A 17,213-nucleotide genomic window follows, 5' to 3' on the forward strand; every position below is an offset into this window, starting at 1 on the left:
GCGCTTTAAGCCAGCATCCCCCCTCAAAGACAACAATGACAAAGCCGCCCCGAAGGGCGGCTTTGTTCATCACTAGGCCGCGCAACGCGGCCTGGTCCTGCGTCAGTGACTCGATCAGACCCCGAGCACGCCGCCGTCTTCCTTCCAGATCACCACGGTAGCCGAACGTGGGCGACCGGCGTTGCCGGTGATGCCCGGCTCGCCCTGCGGCCAATGGCTGAATACCGTGGCGTCGGCGTTGATCAGGTCCTGCATGGTCTGGCCCACCGGAACGGTCGGCGCATTCGGGCCGCTGACTTCGCCCGGATGCTGGACGTTGATGAAGACCGTCTTCACGTCCGGCGTAAAGGTTAGGCCGGTGATTTCGCAACCGTCCGGACCGACCAGGAAGCGGCGGATCTCTTTGGTCACCGGATCGGCCACCAGCAGCTGGTTGTTGCCTTGGCCAGCGTAGTCACCAGTGTTGGCGTTGCTGCCGTCGGTTTCGATCCACAGCAGGCCGTTCGGTGCGAAGGCAAGGCCGTCCGGGCTGTTGAAGGTGTTGTTGGTGGTGACATTGGCCGAGCCGGACTTGAGATTGGTGCGATCCGGATAGGCGTTGGGGTTGCCTGCCAGCACGAACAGATCCCATTCGAAGGTCAGTGCAGCGGCGTCGCTGCCGGATTCGCGCCAGCGGATGATCTGGCCGTAGCGGTTCTGCGCGCGCGGGTTGGCTTCGTCGGTGACGGCACGGCCACTGTTGTTGGTCAACGTCAGATAAGCCTCGCCAGTGGTCGGGTGCACGGTGACCCACTCCGGACGGTCCATCTTGGTGGCGCCGACGGCATCGGCGGCCCAACGCGTCTTGATCAACACCTCGGCCTGATCAGCGAAGCGGGCGTCCGCGGCCAGCGTTGCATTGGCGGTCTTGTCGAGCAGCACCCACTCGCCATCACCCATCATGTCCCCGGCGACCGTGCCGGCCTTGAATTTGGCAACGTATAGCTTGCCAGTCTCGAGCAGGTTGCGATTGGCTTGCGGGTTACTGGCATTGTAGACGCCACTCGAGACGAACTTGTAGACATAGTCGTCGGCCTGGTCATCGCCCATGTAGACCACCACGTGGCCATCCTTGGATAACGTCATCGCGCAGTTTTCGTGCTTGATGCGACCAAGGGCGGTGCGCTTCTTCGGGATCGAGTTCACATCCCACGGATCGATTTCGACGATCCAGCCGAAGCGGTTGGATTCGTTCGGCTCTTTTACATAGTCGAAGCGGTTGTCGAGTTCTTCCCAGCGATAGCTGGTGCCACGGGCGGTCACGCCATAGCGCTTCATCAGGTCGGAGCGGGTATCGGCGCCGGCTGTGGTGCCGAAGTAGTTGTTGAAGTTTTCTTCACAGGTGAGGTAGGTGCCCCACAGCGTCCAGCCGTTGCCGCAGTTGTTGATGGTGCCGAGCGCCACGGTACCGGACGGATCGCCGCTGGTCTGCATCAGTGCATGGCCGGCGGCCGGGCCGGTGAGCTGCATCGGGGTATTGGCGGTGATGCGACGGTTGTAGGACGAGCCTACCTGCACCTTCCACACGCCGCTTTCGCGCTTGATGTGGATGACCGAAACGCCGTGGGCATTCTGCGCCTTGCGCACCTTGTCGATATTCCAGACGTTCGGGTAGGTCTGGCCGGCTTCCGGCTTATAGAAGTATTCACCGTTGATGTACTCGTGGTTCATCACCAGCAGGCCTTCATCGCTCTTTTCCTTGCCGGCAGCATCGGTGAACGGGAAGAAGTGCATGCCGTCGTGGTTGTCCCCCACCTGCAGCAGCTGGTCGGCCGCGGTTTCCGAGCCGTCGCCCTTCCAGGCCGGCGAATTGTTGAATAGCGGCGACCCCCACGGTGCCAGCACTTGATACTTGTAGCCGGTCGGCACCACGATATTACTGCCGCTACCTGCCGGCACGGCGGTGAAGCCCAGGCTGGCGCGCGGTACGGGCGTCGGTACCGGGGTGGGCGTGCCGGGCACCGGCGTCGGGGTGGGCGACGGCGAGCTGCCGCCATCGCCGCCACAGGCCGCCAGCGAGCCACCGAGGAACATGGCCGCCGACAGGCCCAGGCCGCTCTTGAGGATGTTGCGACGCGAGACGACGCGGTCCACCACCTCGTTGAAGTGTTCGTTGTTGCTGAGGTTGGACGGGATATCGTCCTGGTCGTAAGCACTCATGGTATCGCTCCTGGGTTGGTCGGCCCGGCGTACAAGCCGGTTCGAAAATCCGGGCGATTATCTGGAGCGCTGTTTACAGCGACGTGTCTTGGAGGTGACTTCTTGAAGTCGTTTTCATGACGCAACGACGAACCACTGTGGATAGAGCTCACGCAGCCGCGCCAGATACTGGCGCCGCACCGGGATGGCCTGCTTGCCGATCAGTAGCTCGTATTGCCCCTTGCCAACATGCTGCGCACGCGTCACCCGGCGTGGATTGACCAGATAGGAGCGGTGTACCTGAAGCAACACCTCTTCGGGGAAGTAGAGGCGGATCGCGCGCAGGCGCAACGTCACGTACAACGGCATGCCGCCGTCGGCGGTATGGATGCCGCTATAACCCTTGTCGGCGCGGATGAACAGCAGCTTGTCGCGCCGCGAAGCGATCTCGTAGAGCTCCGACAATACATGCGGCTGGCGCGTAAGCTCCGTCAGATGCTGACGCACCAGCCGGATCTGCTGCGCCAAATGCAAGAGCAGCGCCTCGTCCTCGCCATCGGCGGGCGCAATAAACGCCAGTGCCAGCTGGAAATCCGAGCCGTCATCGGCATTGAGCCAGGCCCGAGTGCGATCGGCATTGAAATGCACGCCGGGCGGCAGTACCGGATCGCCGGCGAGCTGACCATCCCCGAGCTGCTGCACCGGCTCACCATCCTGCAGCAGTGCCACCGCCGCCACCGCATCCTGATTGGCGAGGAACTGCATCACCACTTCCAGCATGCGCTCTGCGCTGCGCTGCTCGCCCAGCTCGGCCAGCAGTGCGTTGAGCGCTGCCAACCTGCCCAGGCTCTCGGCCGGGGCATCCGTATATTCATTGGCAACGACGATATCCGACACCGCGTATTCGGGGACGATGGCCGCGCTGGCCTGGGTCAGGATCGGTCGCGGCGGAGCCAGCACACGTAGATGTGTTTCCACCCGCAACGCCTGCTGCTGCCAGCGCAACCAGTCCGGCGAAGCGTTTGCATCGATCCGGCGCAACCAGGCCTGCTCACGCAATGCTCGCAGCAGTGGCAACAAGGCCCACAACTGCGCCCGCTGATCGCGTACCGCCAGTACCTGTCGACGCTCGGTGCGCCACTCGCGCAACCAATGCCCCCCCAGCAGCATCAACAGCGCGGTCACGACACCACCGGCAAATGGATCGAACCAGGCGGGGCGCTCCCGCCAGGCGTCGAGCACGCTTTGCCAATGCCCGGCCCATGGCGTGTAGTGGGTATGAATCTGCCGCAGCAGGCTGCCGTCGCCATTGAATTCGCCGGAAAGCTCCCACAGCGCCGCTCCCGCATAGCCACGCCGATCGGCCTCGGCGAGCTTGGCCGACAGCGCACGCGGACTCTCGAAACTGACGAACACGCTCTGGGCCGGCACGTACAGCGTCTCCGCTTGGGCAGCGTCGTCCCAGTGGCTTTGCGTACCCGGTGCCGCCTGCAGCGCCAGCACTTCATCAAGATCCATACGCCCGCTAGGCCCGCTGTCCTCGTCATCCCAACTGCCGAGCAGCGCGCCCTGCGCCTGCTGGCCCAGGCCGTGCACCGAATTCGGCACACCAGTCCAGCCATCGCCCTGATTGTCTATGCCCAGTACCAGCCGCGAACCGGGCACGCCGCGCAGCGCCAGCGTGCGCATCGCGGCCGAGACACTGTCGCCATCGCCGGATAGCGGCGCGTTGTGCCCGGTACGGCGATCCCAGGCACCGTGGTAATCGAAAGCGAGCACGATGGCGAAATCGGCGGCAAGCACCAGTTGCGGCAAGGCAAGCGCGCTCAACTGATCCTGCTTGCCACCGACAGTCACCGCCAGCAACGGACGCGGCTGTTGCTCGGCAAATTCGGCGCGTACCGCCTCGACCAGCGCCAGCTGGTTTGCCCCATCGACAGTACTTGCGGCCATACCTGCGATGCCACCGGTGCCGGGGTAGCGCCAGTCGATGACCGCACCGTCGAAACCATGCTGTGCAATAAAGGCCCGCAGTTGCCTGGCGAAGCGTTGTCGCTTGGCTGGATCGGCCGCCACAGTCGGCCAATGGCGCGAGCCCTCCCAGCCGCCAACGGAAATCAGCAGCTTCAGCGCCGGGTAGTGCGCGCCGATCTGCCGCAGCCGTGCGAAGTTGCCACGCGCCGCGGGCCAGCCACGTTCAGCCGGATAGGCGTGATTGAAATCGGCGACGAAATCGGTCGACACCACATCGCCATCGGCGGTGGGGGCTGCCTGGGCATAGATCAGGTGGGAGAGCCGGGCAAACGGGATGCGCTCGAAGGGTGCGGGCCGGTGGTAGGTGGCCCAGGAGGCGAAATAGCCGGCCACGATGGGTTCGGCCCATGCACCCACCGTGGCGAGTACGAACGCCAGCAGCGCGATGCCCTTCAGGATGTATGCCCCAGACCTCATTGGTTCTCATGCCGCCGCGCGGCTGTTCTGCAACAGCGGCAAAAATCGCATGAAACACCGCTGCAATCACCCGTCAGCGACACGCGGTTGCGGGAATGGCACAGCAGCAGCGTGCACCGGGGCAAATCCGACGTTGCCCATGAAACGGCGCGCCGAACAAACAACAATCAACCTGTTGATTTTATTAATCATAACAAGGGACCCCGTGAAAACACTCTTGGGGCGGGCTAGGCATGAGCAACGGAAACCGCGATGCTGCCGCAGGCGGTGCGACGTAAGAAAACGGATGGAATTCGGTCCTAAGCAGCGGAGAGCTGTCGCACCCGCCCCCTTCCCCAGGGCCCATCCTGCTTAGATGGGCTGCACCGGCAGCGCGACATAGCGCCCGACGAATTCGCCGACCACCGCGCCATCCACCCCCTGTACCCGCACCCGAACCTCGAGCCGTGCAGGGCGCTGGCGCGCTACCGCCCGGGTGAATTGCGATGCAGCCTGGGTCGGCACCGGCAGGGCAGTCGCGACCAGATCCCCGGTGAGTGGGGCGGTGTAGTCATGATGCGCGGACTGGATCACCACTTCGCAATCCGGGTCGGCGAGCAGCGACGCCGCCATCCAGCCGGTAATGATGGCGAGCGTGGCCAGGCTGCCACCAAAGGCAGTGCCGTGATTGTTGCGATTAGGGGAGAACGGCGCCCGTAGCTGCCAATGCCCGGCATCGCCGACCACCTGCAGCTGCATCGCCGCCAGCAATGGAAAGCCGTCGTGCAGACGATCTTGCCAACGGGCAGCGAAGGTGGCGGTCATTGATTACTGGGGATCGAGCCGTGGCCTGGGAGGCAGGAACAGCGCCGCAACCTGGTTCAGCGGCTTCTCGCGCAGCTTGGGCATGGTGGGGATGTTGGGTTCGAGCGCCGCGTGGGTGGCGCGCGCCGTGCTGCGTTCGCGCCCGCGGTACGTTTCCTGGCGTGGCTCTTCACGCCGTGGCGACTCGGGCCGCGTAGTGCCCGGCGAATAGCCCGGCACCGGCGTGAGCGGCAGTTCCTTCTTGATCAGCTTCTGGATCAAGGCATAGGCCTTGTCCTCGCCCGGATCGACCAGCGAGATCGCCACGCCCTTGGCGCCGGCACGGCCGGTGCGGCCAATGCGGTGCACATAGTCTTCCGGATTGTTCGGCAATTCGAAGTTCACGACGAAGGGCAGCTCGGAAATATCGAGACCACGCGCGGCGACATCGGTCGCCACCAGCACCTGCAGCGTGCCTTCCTTGAAGCGTGCCAGCGTTTCCAGACGCGCCTTCTGGTCGCGATCACCGTGGATGGCCTCGCAGTTGAAGCCGTCGCGCTTGAGGTCACGCGCCACCTGATCGGCACCCTGCTTGGTGCGGTTGAACACGATGACCTGGCTCATCTGGTGGGTACGGATCAGGTGCGCCAGCAGGGCACGCTTGCGGTACGTCTCGCACGGGTGCAGCAACTGCTCGACGTTGTCGTTGGTCGCATTCTGCCGCGCCACTTCGATGACGACCGGATCCTTGAGGAACTCGCCGGCCAGTTTCTTGATCTCGGGCGAGAACGTCGCCGAGAACAGCAGGGTCTGCTTGCGGTTGGTCAGCAAGCCGACGATCTTCTTGATGTCGAGGATGAAGCCCATGTCCAGCATGCGGTCGGCTTCATCCAGCACCAGGATCTCGACCTGCGACAGGTTCACCGATTTCTGCTGCACGTGATCGAGCAACCGGCCTGGCGTGGCAACCAGCACCTCGACGCCGGCGCGCAGCTGCGGCGTCTGGCCGTTGATGTCGACGCCGCCGAATACCACGTGGCTGCGCAACGGCAGATGCTTGCCGTAGGTCTTGGCGCTTTCGTATACCTGGTCGGCCAGTTCCCGCGTCGGGGTGAGGATCAGTGCACGGGTCGGGTGGCGGGCGGGTGAGACGCTGGTGTTGGCGTGCGGGGCGAGCCGGGTGAGGATGGGCAGCGTGAACGCCGCCGTCTTGCCGGTACCCGTCTGCGCCGCGCCCAGCATGTCGCGCCCGGCCAGCACCGAGGGAATCGCCTGCGCCTGGATCGGGGTGGGGTTCTCGTAGCCCTGCTCTTCGACTGCCTTGAGCACTTCGGGCGCCAGCCCCAATGATGCAAACGTCATGCCTGATTTACCCTTCCGCTTCCCGCGTCGCGGCGCCAAACTGCGCCAAGTGTTTGAAGAAAAGCGGGAAATGGTACACCAAGCCTCACGCGCTGCATACTGCGCTTACAGGCCACCCGCTGCGCCGGTGGCAGATCGTCACGCTGCGGTGCGACACGATGGGCTACACTGCGGCAGATTTGAACGCGTCCCGCCCTGCGTTCCACGGAGCCCGCCATGTACGACCTCGCCCGCGACCAGTTCCAGACCCTGCGCGACTGCCTGCGCTTTGCCGTCTCGCGCTTCGCCGAGGCCGAGCTCGTGTTCGGCCACGGCACCGACAACGCCTACGACGAGGCCGCCTACCTGCTGCTGGCAACGCTCAAGCTGCCGCTCGACACGTTGGAGCCGTTCCTCGACGCCCGCCTGCTGCCGCAGGAGGTCGATGCCGCCATCACCGCGATCGAGCGGCGTGCGGTCGAACGCATTCCGGCGGCCTACATCACGCGCGAAGCCTTTCTCGGCGACCACCGGTTCTACGTGGACGAGCGCGTGATCGTGCCGCGCTCCTTCATTGCCGAGCTGCTGCGCGACGACGCGTTCTCGCCGTGGATCGAGCACCCGGAGCTGGTACACCGTGCCGTCGACCTCTGCACCGGTTCGGGCTGCCTCGCCATCCTGCTGGCCCACGCCTACCCGGATGCATTGATCGACGCGGTCGATCTCTCGCCGGACGCGCTCGACGTCGCCGAGATCAATGTTGCCAACTACAACCTGGGTGAGCAGATCGATCTCATCGATGGCGATCTGTTCGAGCCGCTGGAGGGCGAGGTCTACGATCTGATCGTCTCCAACCCACCGTATGTCGACGCCGAATCGGTAGCCGAACTGCCGGCCGAATACCTGCATGAGCCGGAGCTGGCGCTGGGTAGCGGCGACGACGGCCTCGACGTGACCCGCCGGCTGATCCAGACCGCCAGCGGCCATCTCAATCCGCAGGGCGTGCTCGTGGTCGAGATTGGCCACAACCGCGAAGCGCTGGAAGCCGCCTATCCGCAGCTGCCCTTCGTCTGGCTCGATACCTCGGGCGGTGATGGTTTTGTGTTCCTCCTCACCCGCGAGATGCTGGTCGAAGCCGGCTTCTGAGCGTCGGCGCTGATCGCCCCGGCGTGGTGCGCGATGCACCACGCCCCTTGCTCCAACCCCTCTCGTTTCCGCAAATCCCGCAACGAACTCCGTTCGTGCCGGATGTGATTGACATCACAAAATGAAAGCCCTTTCATATCGGCGTTGCCCACACAAGGCAGCGCCCGATGGTTCGCCTCGGGTCCACACCGCCAGGAGCGATAAAAATGATACAGAGATGGAGAGTGTGGCTGACCCTGCTGGTCGGCCTGTTGTGCTTTGCGCGTGCGGCACTTGCCGCCGACTACACCCAGGGCGTGAGCGTCAGCGGCTCCGTTGCCACCGTCTGGTTCAAATCCAGCGTCAACACCAGCTGGGCGGACATCCACTACAAGGTCAACAACGGGGCGCAGCAGAACGTGCGCATGGCCTTCAGCAGTGCCAACGCCCGCTATGAACAGAAGGTCGACGTTGCCAGTGGCAACGTGATCAATTATTCATTCACCTACAACAACGGCACGCCGGCCTTCGACACCGGCAGCTTCAGCTACACCGTCGGCAGCGGCACCTCGCAGCCGACCGCCACGCCGGTGCCGCCCACCGCCGCCCCGACCACGCCGCCGGCCTCCGGCAGCTGCGCCGTCTGGGCCGAAGGCAACACCTACGCCGCAGGCAGCGTGGTCAGCTACAACGGCGCGAGCTACACCGCCCTTGTCACGCATACCGCCTATGTCGGTGCCAATTGGAATCCCGCCGCCACGCCGACCCTGTGGAAAACCGGTGGCAGCTGCGGCGGCACCGCCACGCCGACCCCGCGCCCCACAGCCACCCCGACCCCCAAGCCAGCGGTCACCCCCACTCCACAACCGACCGCCACGCCAGTGCCGCAACCGGGTGCAGCCGTGCCAGGAAAGCTCGAGGCCGAAGCCTGGACTGCGATGAGCGGTGTGCAGACCGAAGCCACCACCGATACCGGAGCCGGCCTCAACGTGGGCTGGGTGGAAACCGGTGACTGGCTCGATTACCGCGTCAACGTCGCCACCGCCCGCAGCTACACCGTGCAGTTCCGCGTTGCCGCCACCGCGGCCGGCGGCAGCATCCAGCTGCGTAACGCATCCGGCACCGTGCTAGGCAGCGTAGCCGTGCCGAATACCGGCAACTGGCAGGGCTGGACCACCGTATCGACCAGTGTCACGCTGCCGGCCGGCAACCAGGTACTGCGCGTGCATGCGGCCAGCGGCGGCTGGAACCTGAACTGGATCAACTTCAGCACCGGCACCACGCCGACCCCGACGCCCGTTCCCGGCGTAACCCCGACCCCGATCCCCGGCGACATCCCAGTCGGCCCGAACGTGATGACGCTGAAGCTGCAGAACGAGACCAACGGCGCCTATCGCGATGACCAGGTGTATTGGTCGGTGATCGGCTACAACCCGGCCACCAAGATGCTGTCGTGGGTGGACAAGAACGGCAACCTGATCCCGGCCTCGGTCTCCGACAACGACGCACCGAACCGCCTGGTGAAGAACGGTCAGAACTACTCCAACTACTTCTACAAGCTGTCGGAAGCCAATTGGGTATCGCTGCCGCGGATCGATTCCGGCCGCATGTTCGTCAGCGTCGGCTCGCCGCTTTACATCAAGATCAATACCGCAGGTGATGGCCGTACCGGCTTCGCCGGGCCTGATCTGGGCAACCCGACCGATCCGAACCAGGACGTGTACTTCGAGTGGGTGGAATTCACCGTCGACCAGTACGGCTATCACGGCAACTCGACCCGCGTCGACCAGTTCGGCTTCCCGATCCGTACCCGCCTGATCGGCAAGGATGGCTTCGATCGCACGCTGGGCGAGACCCAGTCCCGCGCCGCGATCTTCGCCGCCTTCAAGGCCGAGATGCCGGCCGAGTTCCAGAAGCTGGTGAAAGAGCCGTACCGCATCGTTGCACCAGGCAAGGCCGGCTTCGGCCACGGCGGCGCGTCGAGCAACTACTTCGACAACTACGTGAACCAGGTGTGGGACTACTACCGCACACGTGATCTGGTGTTCACGGCCGAGGCCGGTACCTTCCGCGGCCGCGTGATCGGCAACGACTTCGTGTTCAGCAAGGATGGTGGCCCGCAAAACCTGTACATCAAGGGCAAGCCGATCACCCAGGACATCCTGGAAGGCTCCGGCAATCTGGCCACGCCGACCTCCAGCGATGGTGTCACCGCCTCGCAGGAACTGGTGGTGCAGGCGCAGATCACCGCCGCCTTCAACCGCCACCTCTTGATCACGGTCGACCCGGCCAACTGGAGCAACGCCAGCTACTACTACCTGCAAGGACCGGCGAACTTCTTCGCCAAGTTCTGGCACGACCACAGCATCGACGGTCTGGCCTACGGCTTCTGCTATGACGATGTCCGCGGTCACAGCAGCCTGCTGGAGCATGGCTCGCCCAAGGCCCTGGTGGTGAGCGTGGGCTGGTAATCCGCTTCACCGCAAACGACAAGCCCGCCATCCGGCGGGCTTGCTTTTGTAGGCAACGGCTGACACGACTAGCGGCAGCACGCGGATATCTGGCTGTCACATCGTTCCGGCACACTGCGCCCCTGTATGTTGAGGTCCGCATGAACCACGATTTTGCCCCCTTCGCCGCTCCCCACTTGGCTCCAGGCACCTGCGCCTGGCTGCAGCACCGGCTCAACCGCATCCGCGAACTCGCCCCGCCCCCTGCATCCGCACGCCTCTACGACGAGGCCGAAGAGCTGTTCGATCTCGATGACGAGCGCTGATTCAGCTTGCAGCTAACACGGGCAATACTGCGTCTTCTAATAGCGGTGCCAACGGCAGCTCAGGCGCCTGCAGATCCAGCCAATCGACGGCCTCGATTTCCGCTGCCGCGGCAATTTCCCCGACCAGCTCGCCGGTAAAGATATCCGCCAGCACCCTGTGGGCCGCTTCGTTGGCGGCGGGTGCGGCGAAGCGGCCGAGTGGATCGAGCCCGGTGACGCCACAACCCAGCTCCTCTTCAATCTCCCGCGCCAGCGCAACCAACGAGGTTTCGCCGGGTTCCGGCTTACCACCGGGCAGCATGAAACGGCTGGTGCCACGCTTGCGCACCACCAGCAGGCGGCCGTTGCGCACGCAAGCAAGCGCCACCACTACGATCCAGGGCTGATCACTCGCGACCAAGCCCAGCACCGGATAAGGCCGGCCAGCGTCGTCATGCTCGCGCCGGCTGACCACGCTGTAGCCCATGCGCTCATAGAACGCCCGCGCACCAAGGTTCTGCTCGTTCACGTCGACCAGCAACCCACCACCTGTTTGACGCACGCTGCGCAGCAAGCGGCTGCCAATGCCTTGGCCATGCGCGACGGGATCGACGAACAAGGCATCGATCTGGCTGCCGGTGCAACCGATGAAACCCAACGGCACATCCGCGGCATCCACCGCCACGGTGAGGTGGGCCTGTGGCAGGTACACGTCACGAACCAGGCTCTCGTAGAAGGCGAAGTCGTCGGCGGACAGGAACTGGTGGGTCGCCAGCACGGCATTGCGCCATACAGCAAACAGCGCGGGCAGATCGTCGGGACGCGCAGGGCGCAGCGTTGCGGTCATTCGGTCAATCGCGGGTGAGGAAGGCGCCCCAGTGTTGCGCAATTGCACGGGGTGCGACAATCCGGAATGACCACGATCCGGATACAGCATGGTTGTGCCAGTGCCAGGGCAAGAAGCAGCTGCGGGTATGCGGATATCTCAAACCGAACACCGAAGCCGCCGAACCTGGCTCTTCTGTTGCCGCACACTCGCGCACCGCGAGCACGGGCAGAAGCCGGAAAACAACAAGCCCGCCTGGGCGGCGGGCTTGTGCTGGCAGCAGCGGCGGAGGCCGCACGGGCTCAGTGATGGTGGCCGTGGGCGCCGTGCACATGGCCGTGGGCAATTTCCTCGGCGGTGGCGGCACGCACTTCCTGCACCTTGCCAACGAAGCGGATCTTCATGCCAGCGAACGGATGGTTGGCGTCGACGGTGACCTGGGTGCCTTCGATCTCGGTGACGCGGAACAGCAGCACGTCGCCGGTTTCCGGATCATCGGCCTCGAACATCATGCCGACCTCGACCTCCATTGGGAACACGCTCTTTTCCTCAGTGCGCACGAGCTCGGGCTCGAACTCGCCGAAGGCGTCGTCGGCTTCCATGGTGACGTCGATGCTGTCGCCCACGCCCTTACCGTGCAGCGCTTCCTCAACCAGCGGCAGGATGTTGTCGTAACCGCCATGCAGATAGGCGATCGGCTCCTCGGTCTTGTCGATCAGCTTGCCTTCGGCATCGTACATCTCGTATTCGATGGTGACGGCGGTGTCTTTGGCGATTTGCATCAAGGTCATCCTAGGGTTTGAACAAGTGAGAGGATTTGTGCCGCGTGGCCCTTGGGCGACACATGATAGAAAGCATGGCGGATCAGCCCACCCTGCTCGATCACGAAGGTCGAGCGCTCGATGCCGTATCTTATCACGCCGTTCGCGGACCACTCCCGCAGCGCATGGTAGCTGCGGCTGACCTCCCCCTCGGCGTCGGAGAGCAGGTCGAACTCGATGCCCTGCTCCTCGCGGAAGACCTCATGCTCCAGGCAATCGTCCATGCTCACACCCAGGATGCGGGCATTGTGGCCGGCGAAGGCGGACACCCGGTCGCTGAATTCCACCGCTTCGGCGATGCCGCCAGGCGTGTGATCCTTGTTGAAGAAGTAGAGCACCACATGGTGCTCGCGCAGCAGCTCGGACAGCTGAAGCAGCTCCATGCTGGCCGTCGGCAGCGCAAAATCGGGGGCGTGTTCTCCAGGGTTCAGCATGCGGCCTCGTGGTATTGGATGCCCGCGGCGAGCGCGGATGAGATAATTGCCGTCATCTGTCACCGTTATAGCCACCACTGCCATGAGCACAACACTGCTGGGCGGCATCACCCCGCAACAATTCCTCACCGAGTACTGGCAAAAGAAGCCGCTGCTGGTCCGTGGCGCCGTCACCGACTTTCCGGAGCTGATGGATTTCCCCCGGCTCAAGGCGCTGGCGCAGCGCGACGACGTGGAATCGCGGCTGATCGAATTCAAGCGCGACCGCTGGCACATGGAGCACGGCCCGTTCGAGGCGCGGCGCTTCGCCAAGCTCGGTGAAACCGACTGGACCATCCTGGTGCAGAACGTGAACCAGCATGTGCCGCACATCGCCGAGCTGCTCTACCGCTTCAACTTCCTGCCCTACTACCGGCTGGACGACCTGATGATTTCCTACGCACCGCCCGGCGGCTCGGTCGGCCCGCACTACGATTCCTACGATGTCTTTCTGCTGCAGGTGGGCGGCAGGAAGCGCTGGCAGATCTCCAGCGATGATGCGGCCAACTTCATCGAGGATGCGCCGATCCGCGTGCTCAAGGATTTCTCGCCGCAACAGGAATGGGTGCTGGAGCACGGCGACATGCTGTACCTGCCGCCCAAGTACGCCCATCACGGCGTGGCGCTCGATCCAGGCATGACCTACAGCATCGGCTTTCGCGCGCCCACCCAGCAGGAGATCGCCAACCGCTTTCTCGAATTCCTGCAGGATGAGTTGCAGGCCGATGGCATGTATGCCGATCCACAACGCCAGCCGACCGCCACACCAGGCCTGATCGATACCGGCTTCACCGCCGACATCGGCGGCATGCTCGGCGCCATCCGCTGGGATGACGAGATGGTGGCCCGCTTCACTGGCCGCTATTTCACCGAGCCCAAGGCCCATGTGTTCTTCGAGCCGCCCGAAGCCGCGCTCGACTTTGACGAATTCGCCGAGCAAGTGGCCGAACACGGCGTGGCGCTCGATCTGAAATCGCAGATGCTCTACGACGCCGATCACATCTACTTGAATGGCGACGAACTGGACGCCGAGCCCGCCGCCCGGCCGGACCTGCTCCGCCTAGCCGACGCGCGCGGATTGCCACCCGGCGACTATGATGAAGCCACTCTGGAAGCACTCTATACCTGCTATGACTACGGCTACCTTTACCCCGCACACGTTTGATCGCAACGCCGAATACGAGGCTGCGCTGCTAGCGCTGATTGCCAGCGCCCGGCGTGAGCTGAGGCTGTTCGAAAAGAACTTCGCCGAAACCGGCCTTTCCAGCCGCGCGTTCGCCGAAGCACTAGCACGCGGCTTTGCCGAGCACGATGAACTGAAGGTGACGCTGCTCGCGCTGGAGCCCGATCATATCGCCGCACATTGCCCGCGCATCCTCGACCTGCGCGAAACCTGGTCGCACCGCTTCACCATGCTGCGTATCACTCAGGCGCCTGAGTTGTGGCACGCCGGCTTCGCCATCGCGGACAACACCCGCTATGTAAAGCGCCATCACTTCGACTGGCCGCGCGGCGAAACCAGCGACGACGGCCGGGTCATCGCCGGCCTCAACGAGGTTTGGGACAACCTGCTGCAGTACGCCGAAGTCGAGATCGCCTGGCAGCGACTGCGGCTGTGATCAACGCATCGATGCCCTCAACCACAAACAGCGACGCCTCGGCGTCGCTGTTTGTTTTACTGCTATCCGGCCTCACTACGCCGCAAGCTCGTCATCTCAGCCGCAGACTGCGGCACCACTGCCGGCGCCGGTTGCGCCGGCTTCAGCCGCGATACCCCAAACATCACCAACGCCAGCCCGGCAATCTGGTAAAGCGACAACACTTCACCCAGCAGCAGCCAGGACGCGAGCAGGGTGAGCACCGGGCCGAGGCTGCCGATCGCGGCGGCCTGCGACGCGCCCATGCGCTGGATCGCCAGCGCCATCCAGTACACCGGCAAGGCAGTGGACAGCAACGCCATCAAGCCAGCGTTCCACCAGACTGCCGGCGGCAGCACCGTGAGCTGCGCCGGGGAACCGGCTACCGCGTAGTGCCCCAGCACCAACACCGACGACACCGCGCCGGCCAGCCCGGCCAGCCGCATCGAGCCCAAGCGCTTCAGCATGGCGCCGGTGCCGAGGTAGTAAAGTGCATAGGTCACCGCACTGACAAACACCCAGGCCGCGCCGGTCAACACCTGAGCGCCATGGCCCGCCAGGCTGATGTCGTGCACGAACGCCACGCCCAGGCCCAGGTAGCAGATCGCCATCGCCTGCACCACGCGCCTGCCCGGCCGCTGCCGGGTGAGCGCGGCATGGAGCAGCAGCACCAGCGTGGGATAGACATAGAGGATCAGGCGTTCCAACCCGGCGCTGATGTACTCCAGGCCGTAGAAATCGAACAGGCTGGAGAGGTAGTAGCCAAAGGTGCCCAAGAGCACCACACGCAACCAGTCGAGGCGTGACAGCGGTTCGGCGTGACCTTCGCGGCGACTGAGCCAGATCAGCCAGCCGAACAGCGGCAAGGCCAACGCCATGCGCATGGCAAGCAGAGTGAGCGCATCGACTGGCCCGGCGGCATAGCCCAGCTTCACGAACACCGCCTTCAGGCTGAAGCCGGCCGCTGAGAGCACCGCGTACAGGCGACCATCTGTGTGCCAGCGCCGGAGCGCCTGGTGCCAAGGGTTCATCGCATCCAATCCGGGAGGTGAGGAACCCTTATTCTGAAGTGAAGCTAACTTTGCTTAGAATTAGTATTTCGCAAAGCCAGCGTTCACTATTGGATAAACCATGCACTTCGATCTGATCGACCTGCGCTTGCTGCTCGCCATCGAGGACAGCGGCAGCCTGAGCAAGGCGGCAGCCACCTTCCCCATTGCCGTCTCCGCCGCCAGCAACCGCCTGCGCAACTTCGAGGCCCGTAGTGGACTGACACTGTTCGCCCGCAGCAGCGATGGCATGAGCGCCACCCCGGCAGGCCGCCTGGTGCTCGATCGCGCACGACAGGTGCTCGCCGAAACCGCCAAACTGAACGATACGCTGCGCGATCTTGCCGGCCAGCGTCGCATCACGCTGCGGCTGGCCGCCACCACGGTGGCCAACAGCACCTTCCTGCCTGCGGCGCTCGGCCCCTTTCTTGCCGATTACCCGGAGGTGGACCTGCAGTTGGTGGAGCGCAACAGCGTGGATGTGCTGAGCGCAGTGCAGGCCGGCGAGATGGAGCTAGGCGTGTTCGACGGCAATCTGCCTACCCAAGGCATGCTGTCGCTGCCATTCCGCCAGGACAAGCTGGTGCTGCTGGTGCCACGCGGTCATGCGCTAGCCAACGCCACCGCGGTGCGGCTGCAGGCCGCGCTCGACCTCCCCTTCGTCTGCCTGCCTCCGGAACGCGCCATGCAGCGCTTCATCGAAGACATGGCCGCCCGCAACGCCCGCCCGCTGAAGATCCGCGTGCGTGCGCCGAGCTTCGGCGCCATTGCGCAGCTGGTGGCGCAGCAGGTCGGCATCGCCATGCTCCCCGAAGCCGCCGCGGCGCGCTACGCGCTGGAACAGCCGGTGCAGATCATCCCGCTCGACGACGCCTGGGCCACGCGGGAGCTGCGCATCTGCCTGCAGAGCTGGGAAGGTCTGTCGGTACACGCGCGGCAGTTGGTAACGTATCTGGCGCCGGAGGGATAGGCAGGCCATAGCGGACCGCACATTGCTCGACGTTTTACCCGGCACCGCTTGAAGCATCGGGGTTGCATATCTGTGCGCCAGTCTGGAAGCAATTGCCTCTTACGCCGATGAGCACGCAGATGCAGAAGAGCCAGGCTGCTGAAGCCCTTCGCTCTGCGAGAGGCGGCGTGACGTTGCCGGCGAATCACAGCGCCAACTCAAGCCCCATGCGCTATGCAGTCGCTACCGTGACCATATGCTTTGGAATGTATGTGCAGGGAAGGCTGTCAATTCAAACCATACCGCCAGTCGGCAGCACGCAATATGCTTGCGTACGGACTAACACTGCTGTCGATTTCGGAAACGACTCACCCGGAAAGGAAAAACAAATGAACGCGGATATGGTCCTGAACATGGCAGCAGCAACGCTCGCAGGCGAGATGCCCTTCCCTGAAATCGTTGGCAATCTCGTCCACGAAGGCGTGGAGTACTATCACGTGGACTACCTGACACTCTCTTTCTCCTTCTACAGCACAACTGGCGGCGTCGTGGTTGCGCCCCTGCTGTTCGAAGGCTTGCCGAAGGTGGCCAGTGACTTCAATGTCGCCGAGCTTCGCGCTGCGATTCTGGACAGTCAGCAAAATGGGCAGAAATTTCGGCAGTTCTGCACCCGGGCGATGAATGCAGGAGTGCAATCGTACTTCGCTTTCCTGCGAGGCCAACGCGTTCTATATCTTGGCCGCCAAGGTGATCAACATGTTGAATGGTTTCCGGGCGCGCAGCGTGAAGACGTGTGACCCGGCAGCCCCGCGCGTGCACCAACGT

At 64.0% G+C, this 17,213-nt stretch carries 15 protein-coding genes; 7 read left to right on the forward strand and 8 right to left on the reverse strand.

The genetic code is table 11. The features are described from left to right. Nucleotides 1-114: 114 nt before the first annotated feature. From FLM21_RS16595 to FLM21_RS16610, 4 genes are all read right to left on the reverse strand, one after another. Nucleotides 115-2,199, reverse strand: coding sequence for a PhoX family protein (locus FLM21_RS16595; RefSeq protein WP_148716629.1), 2,085 nt, complete (start codon nucleotides 2,197-2,199; stop codon nucleotides 115-117). A 114-nt stretch (nucleotides 2,200-2,313) separates the two neighbouring features. Further along, nucleotides 2,314-4,629 carry a glycosyl hydrolase family 18 protein gene (locus tag FLM21_RS16600; RefSeq protein ID WP_148716630.1) on the reverse strand — a complete coding sequence of 772 codons (2,316 nt, stop codon included), beginning with the start codon at nucleotides 4,627-4,629 and terminating at the stop codon, nucleotides 2,314-2,316. A gap of 351 nt (nucleotides 4,630-4,980) precedes the next feature. Next, complete coding sequence (locus tag FLM21_RS16605) at nucleotides 4,981-5,433, reverse strand: YiiD C-terminal domain-containing protein (RefSeq protein WP_148716631.1); 453 nt, start codon at nucleotides 5,431-5,433, stop codon at nucleotides 4,981-4,983. A 3-nt stretch (nucleotides 5,434-5,436) separates the two neighbouring features. Then, on the reverse strand, nucleotides 5,437-6,774 hold the full coding sequence (locus tag FLM21_RS16610; RefSeq protein WP_148716632.1) for a DEAD/DEAH box helicase: 1,338 nt from the start codon (nucleotides 6,772-6,774) through the stop codon (nucleotides 5,437-5,439). A gap of 216 nt (nucleotides 6,775-6,990) precedes the next feature. Here FLM21_RS16610 and prmB point away from each other — a divergent pair, with 216 nt between their 5' ends. The 3 genes from prmB to FLM21_RS20900 all read left to right on the forward strand — a co-directional run bounded on the left by prmB (nucleotide 6,991) and on the right by FLM21_RS20900 (nucleotide 10,654). Next, entirely contained in the window at nucleotides 6,991-7,899 is a 909-nt protein-coding gene (gene prmB / locus FLM21_RS16615; protein ID WP_148716633.1) for a 50S ribosomal protein L3 N(5)-glutamine methyltransferase, read from the forward strand. A gap of 206 nt (nucleotides 7,900-8,105) precedes the next feature. Beyond that, the gene (locus tag FLM21_RS16620) at nucleotides 8,106-10,349 is read left to right on the forward strand and encodes a beta-1,3-glucanase family protein (RefSeq protein ID WP_148716634.1); all 2,244 of its coding nucleotides are present in this window, start codon (nucleotides 8,106-8,108) and stop codon (nucleotides 10,347-10,349) included. Between the two features lie 140 nt (nucleotides 10,350-10,489). Continuing rightward, nucleotides 10,490-10,654: a hypothetical protein gene (locus FLM21_RS20900; RefSeq protein ID WP_187359949.1), complete on the forward strand. Its 165-nt coding sequence runs from the start codon at nucleotides 10,490-10,492 to the stop codon at nucleotides 10,652-10,654. 1 nt (nucleotide 10,655) lies between these two features. Here FLM21_RS20900 and FLM21_RS21410 read toward each other — a convergent pair whose 3' ends face one another. The 3 genes from FLM21_RS21410 to FLM21_RS16635 all read right to left on the reverse strand — a co-directional run bounded on the left by FLM21_RS21410 (nucleotide 10,656) and on the right by FLM21_RS16635 (nucleotide 12,714). Further along, nucleotides 10,656-11,480 (reverse strand): acetyltransferase, encoded by an 825-nt coding sequence (locus FLM21_RS21410; RefSeq protein ID WP_246120746.1) that lies wholly within the window; start codon nucleotides 11,478-11,480, stop codon nucleotides 10,656-10,658. Nucleotides 11,481-11,761: 281 nt separating this feature from the next. After that, nucleotides 11,762-12,241: an FKBP-type peptidyl-prolyl cis-trans isomerase gene (locus FLM21_RS16630; RefSeq protein ID WP_148716635.1), complete on the reverse strand. Its 480-nt coding sequence runs from the start codon at nucleotides 12,239-12,241 to the stop codon at nucleotides 11,762-11,764. 5 nt (nucleotides 12,242-12,246) lie between these two features. Next, on the reverse strand, nucleotides 12,247-12,714 hold the full coding sequence (locus tag FLM21_RS16635; RefSeq protein ID WP_148716636.1) for a peroxiredoxin: 468 nt from the start codon (nucleotides 12,712-12,714) through the stop codon (nucleotides 12,247-12,249). Between the two features lie 82 nt (nucleotides 12,715-12,796). Here FLM21_RS16635 and FLM21_RS16640 point away from each other — a divergent pair, with 82 nt between their 5' ends. Together FLM21_RS16640 and FLM21_RS16645 are read left to right on the forward strand one after the other, a co-directional pair. Further along, complete coding sequence (locus FLM21_RS16640; RefSeq protein ID WP_148716637.1) at nucleotides 12,797-13,918, forward strand: cupin domain-containing protein; 1,122 nt, start codon at nucleotides 12,797-12,799, stop codon at nucleotides 13,916-13,918. After that, nucleotides 13,884-14,372 carry a DUF7931 domain-containing protein gene (locus FLM21_RS16645; protein ID WP_148716638.1) on the forward strand — a complete coding sequence of 163 codons (489 nt, stop codon included), beginning with the start codon at nucleotides 13,884-13,886 and terminating at the stop codon, nucleotides 14,370-14,372. The genes FLM21_RS16640 and FLM21_RS16645 overlap by 35 nt, the downstream gene beginning before the upstream one ends. A 62-nt stretch (nucleotides 14,373-14,434) precedes the next feature. Here FLM21_RS16645 and FLM21_RS16650 read toward each other — a convergent pair whose 3' ends face one another. Next, nucleotides 14,435-15,421 (reverse strand): DMT family transporter, encoded by a 987-nt coding sequence (locus FLM21_RS16650; RefSeq protein ID WP_148716639.1) that lies wholly within the window; start codon nucleotides 15,419-15,421, stop codon nucleotides 14,435-14,437. A 100-nt stretch (nucleotides 15,422-15,521) separates the two neighbouring features. Between FLM21_RS16650 and FLM21_RS16655 the strand changes: the two genes are divergently transcribed. Both FLM21_RS16655 and FLM21_RS21135 read left to right on the forward strand, forming a co-directional pair. Continuing rightward, nucleotides 15,522-16,409: a LysR family transcriptional regulator gene (locus tag FLM21_RS16655; protein WP_148716640.1), complete on the forward strand. Its 888-nt coding sequence runs from the start codon at nucleotides 15,522-15,524 to the stop codon at nucleotides 16,407-16,409. Nucleotides 16,410-16,528: 119 nt separating this feature from the next. Then, nucleotides 16,529-17,185, forward strand: a complete 657-nt coding sequence (locus tag FLM21_RS21135; RefSeq protein ID WP_222846717.1) for a DUF1398 family protein — start codon at nucleotides 16,529-16,531, stop codon at nucleotides 17,183-17,185. Nucleotides 17,186-17,213 lie beyond the last annotated feature (28 nt).

Source organism: Chitinolyticbacter meiyuanensis (assembly GCF_008033135.1).
Classification (GTDB): Bacteria; Pseudomonadota; Gammaproteobacteria; order Burkholderiales; family Chitinibacteraceae; genus Chitinolyticbacter; species Chitinolyticbacter meiyuanensis.

What these genes read in the sequence shown, in the direction of transcription:
- FLM21_RS16630 (WP_148716635.1), bottom strand. Translation starts at nt 12,241, where the DNA reads ATGCAAATCGCCAAAGACACCGCCGTCACCATCGAATACGAGATGTAC.
- FLM21_RS16650 (WP_148716639.1), bottom strand. Translation starts at nt 15,421, where the DNA reads ATGAACCCTTGGCACCAGGCGCTCCGGCGCTGGCACACAGATGGTCGC.
- FLM21_RS21135 (WP_222846717.1), top strand. Translation starts at nt 16,529, where the DNA reads ATGCAGAAGAGCCAGGCTGCTGAAGCCCTTCGCTCTGCGAGAGGCGGC.
- FLM21_RS20900 (WP_187359949.1), top strand. Translation starts at nt 10,490, where the DNA reads ATGAACCACGATTTTGCCCCCTTCGCCGCTCCCCACTTGGCTCCAGGC.
- FLM21_RS16600 (WP_148716630.1), bottom strand. Translation starts at nt 4,629, where the DNA reads ATGAGGTCTGGGGCATACATCCTGAAGGGCATCGCGCTGCTGGCGTTC.
- FLM21_RS16605 (WP_148716631.1), bottom strand. Translation starts at nt 5,433, where the DNA reads ATGACCGCCACCTTCGCTGCCCGTTGGCAAGATCGTCTGCACGACGGC.
- FLM21_RS16645 (WP_148716638.1), top strand. Translation starts at nt 13,884, where the DNA reads ATGACTACGGCTACCTTTACCCCGCACACGTTTGATCGCAACGCCGAA.
- FLM21_RS21410 (WP_246120746.1), bottom strand. Translation starts at nt 11,480, where the DNA reads ATGACCGCAACGCTGCGCCCTGCGCGTCCCGACGATCTGCCCGCGCTG.
- prmB (WP_148716633.1), top strand. Translation starts at nt 6,991, where the DNA reads ATGTACGACCTCGCCCGCGACCAGTTCCAGACCCTGCGCGACTGCCTG.
- FLM21_RS16635 (WP_148716636.1), bottom strand. Translation starts at nt 12,714, where the DNA reads ATGCTGAACCCTGGAGAACACGCCCCCGATTTTGCGCTGCCGACGGCC.
- FLM21_RS16640 (WP_148716637.1), top strand. Translation starts at nt 12,797, where the DNA reads ATGAGCACAACACTGCTGGGCGGCATCACCCCGCAACAATTCCTCACC.
- FLM21_RS16595 (WP_148716629.1), bottom strand. Translation starts at nt 2,199, where the DNA reads ATGAGTGCTTACGACCAGGACGATATCCCGTCCAACCTCAGCAACAAC.
- FLM21_RS16620 (WP_148716634.1), top strand. Translation starts at nt 8,106, where the DNA reads ATGATACAGAGATGGAGAGTGTGGCTGACCCTGCTGGTCGGCCTGTTG.
- FLM21_RS16655 (WP_148716640.1), top strand. Translation starts at nt 15,522, where the DNA reads ATGCACTTCGATCTGATCGACCTGCGCTTGCTGCTCGCCATCGAGGAC.
- FLM21_RS16610 (WP_148716632.1), bottom strand. Translation starts at nt 6,774, where the DNA reads ATGACGTTTGCATCATTGGGGCTGGCGCCCGAAGTGCTCAAGGCAGTC.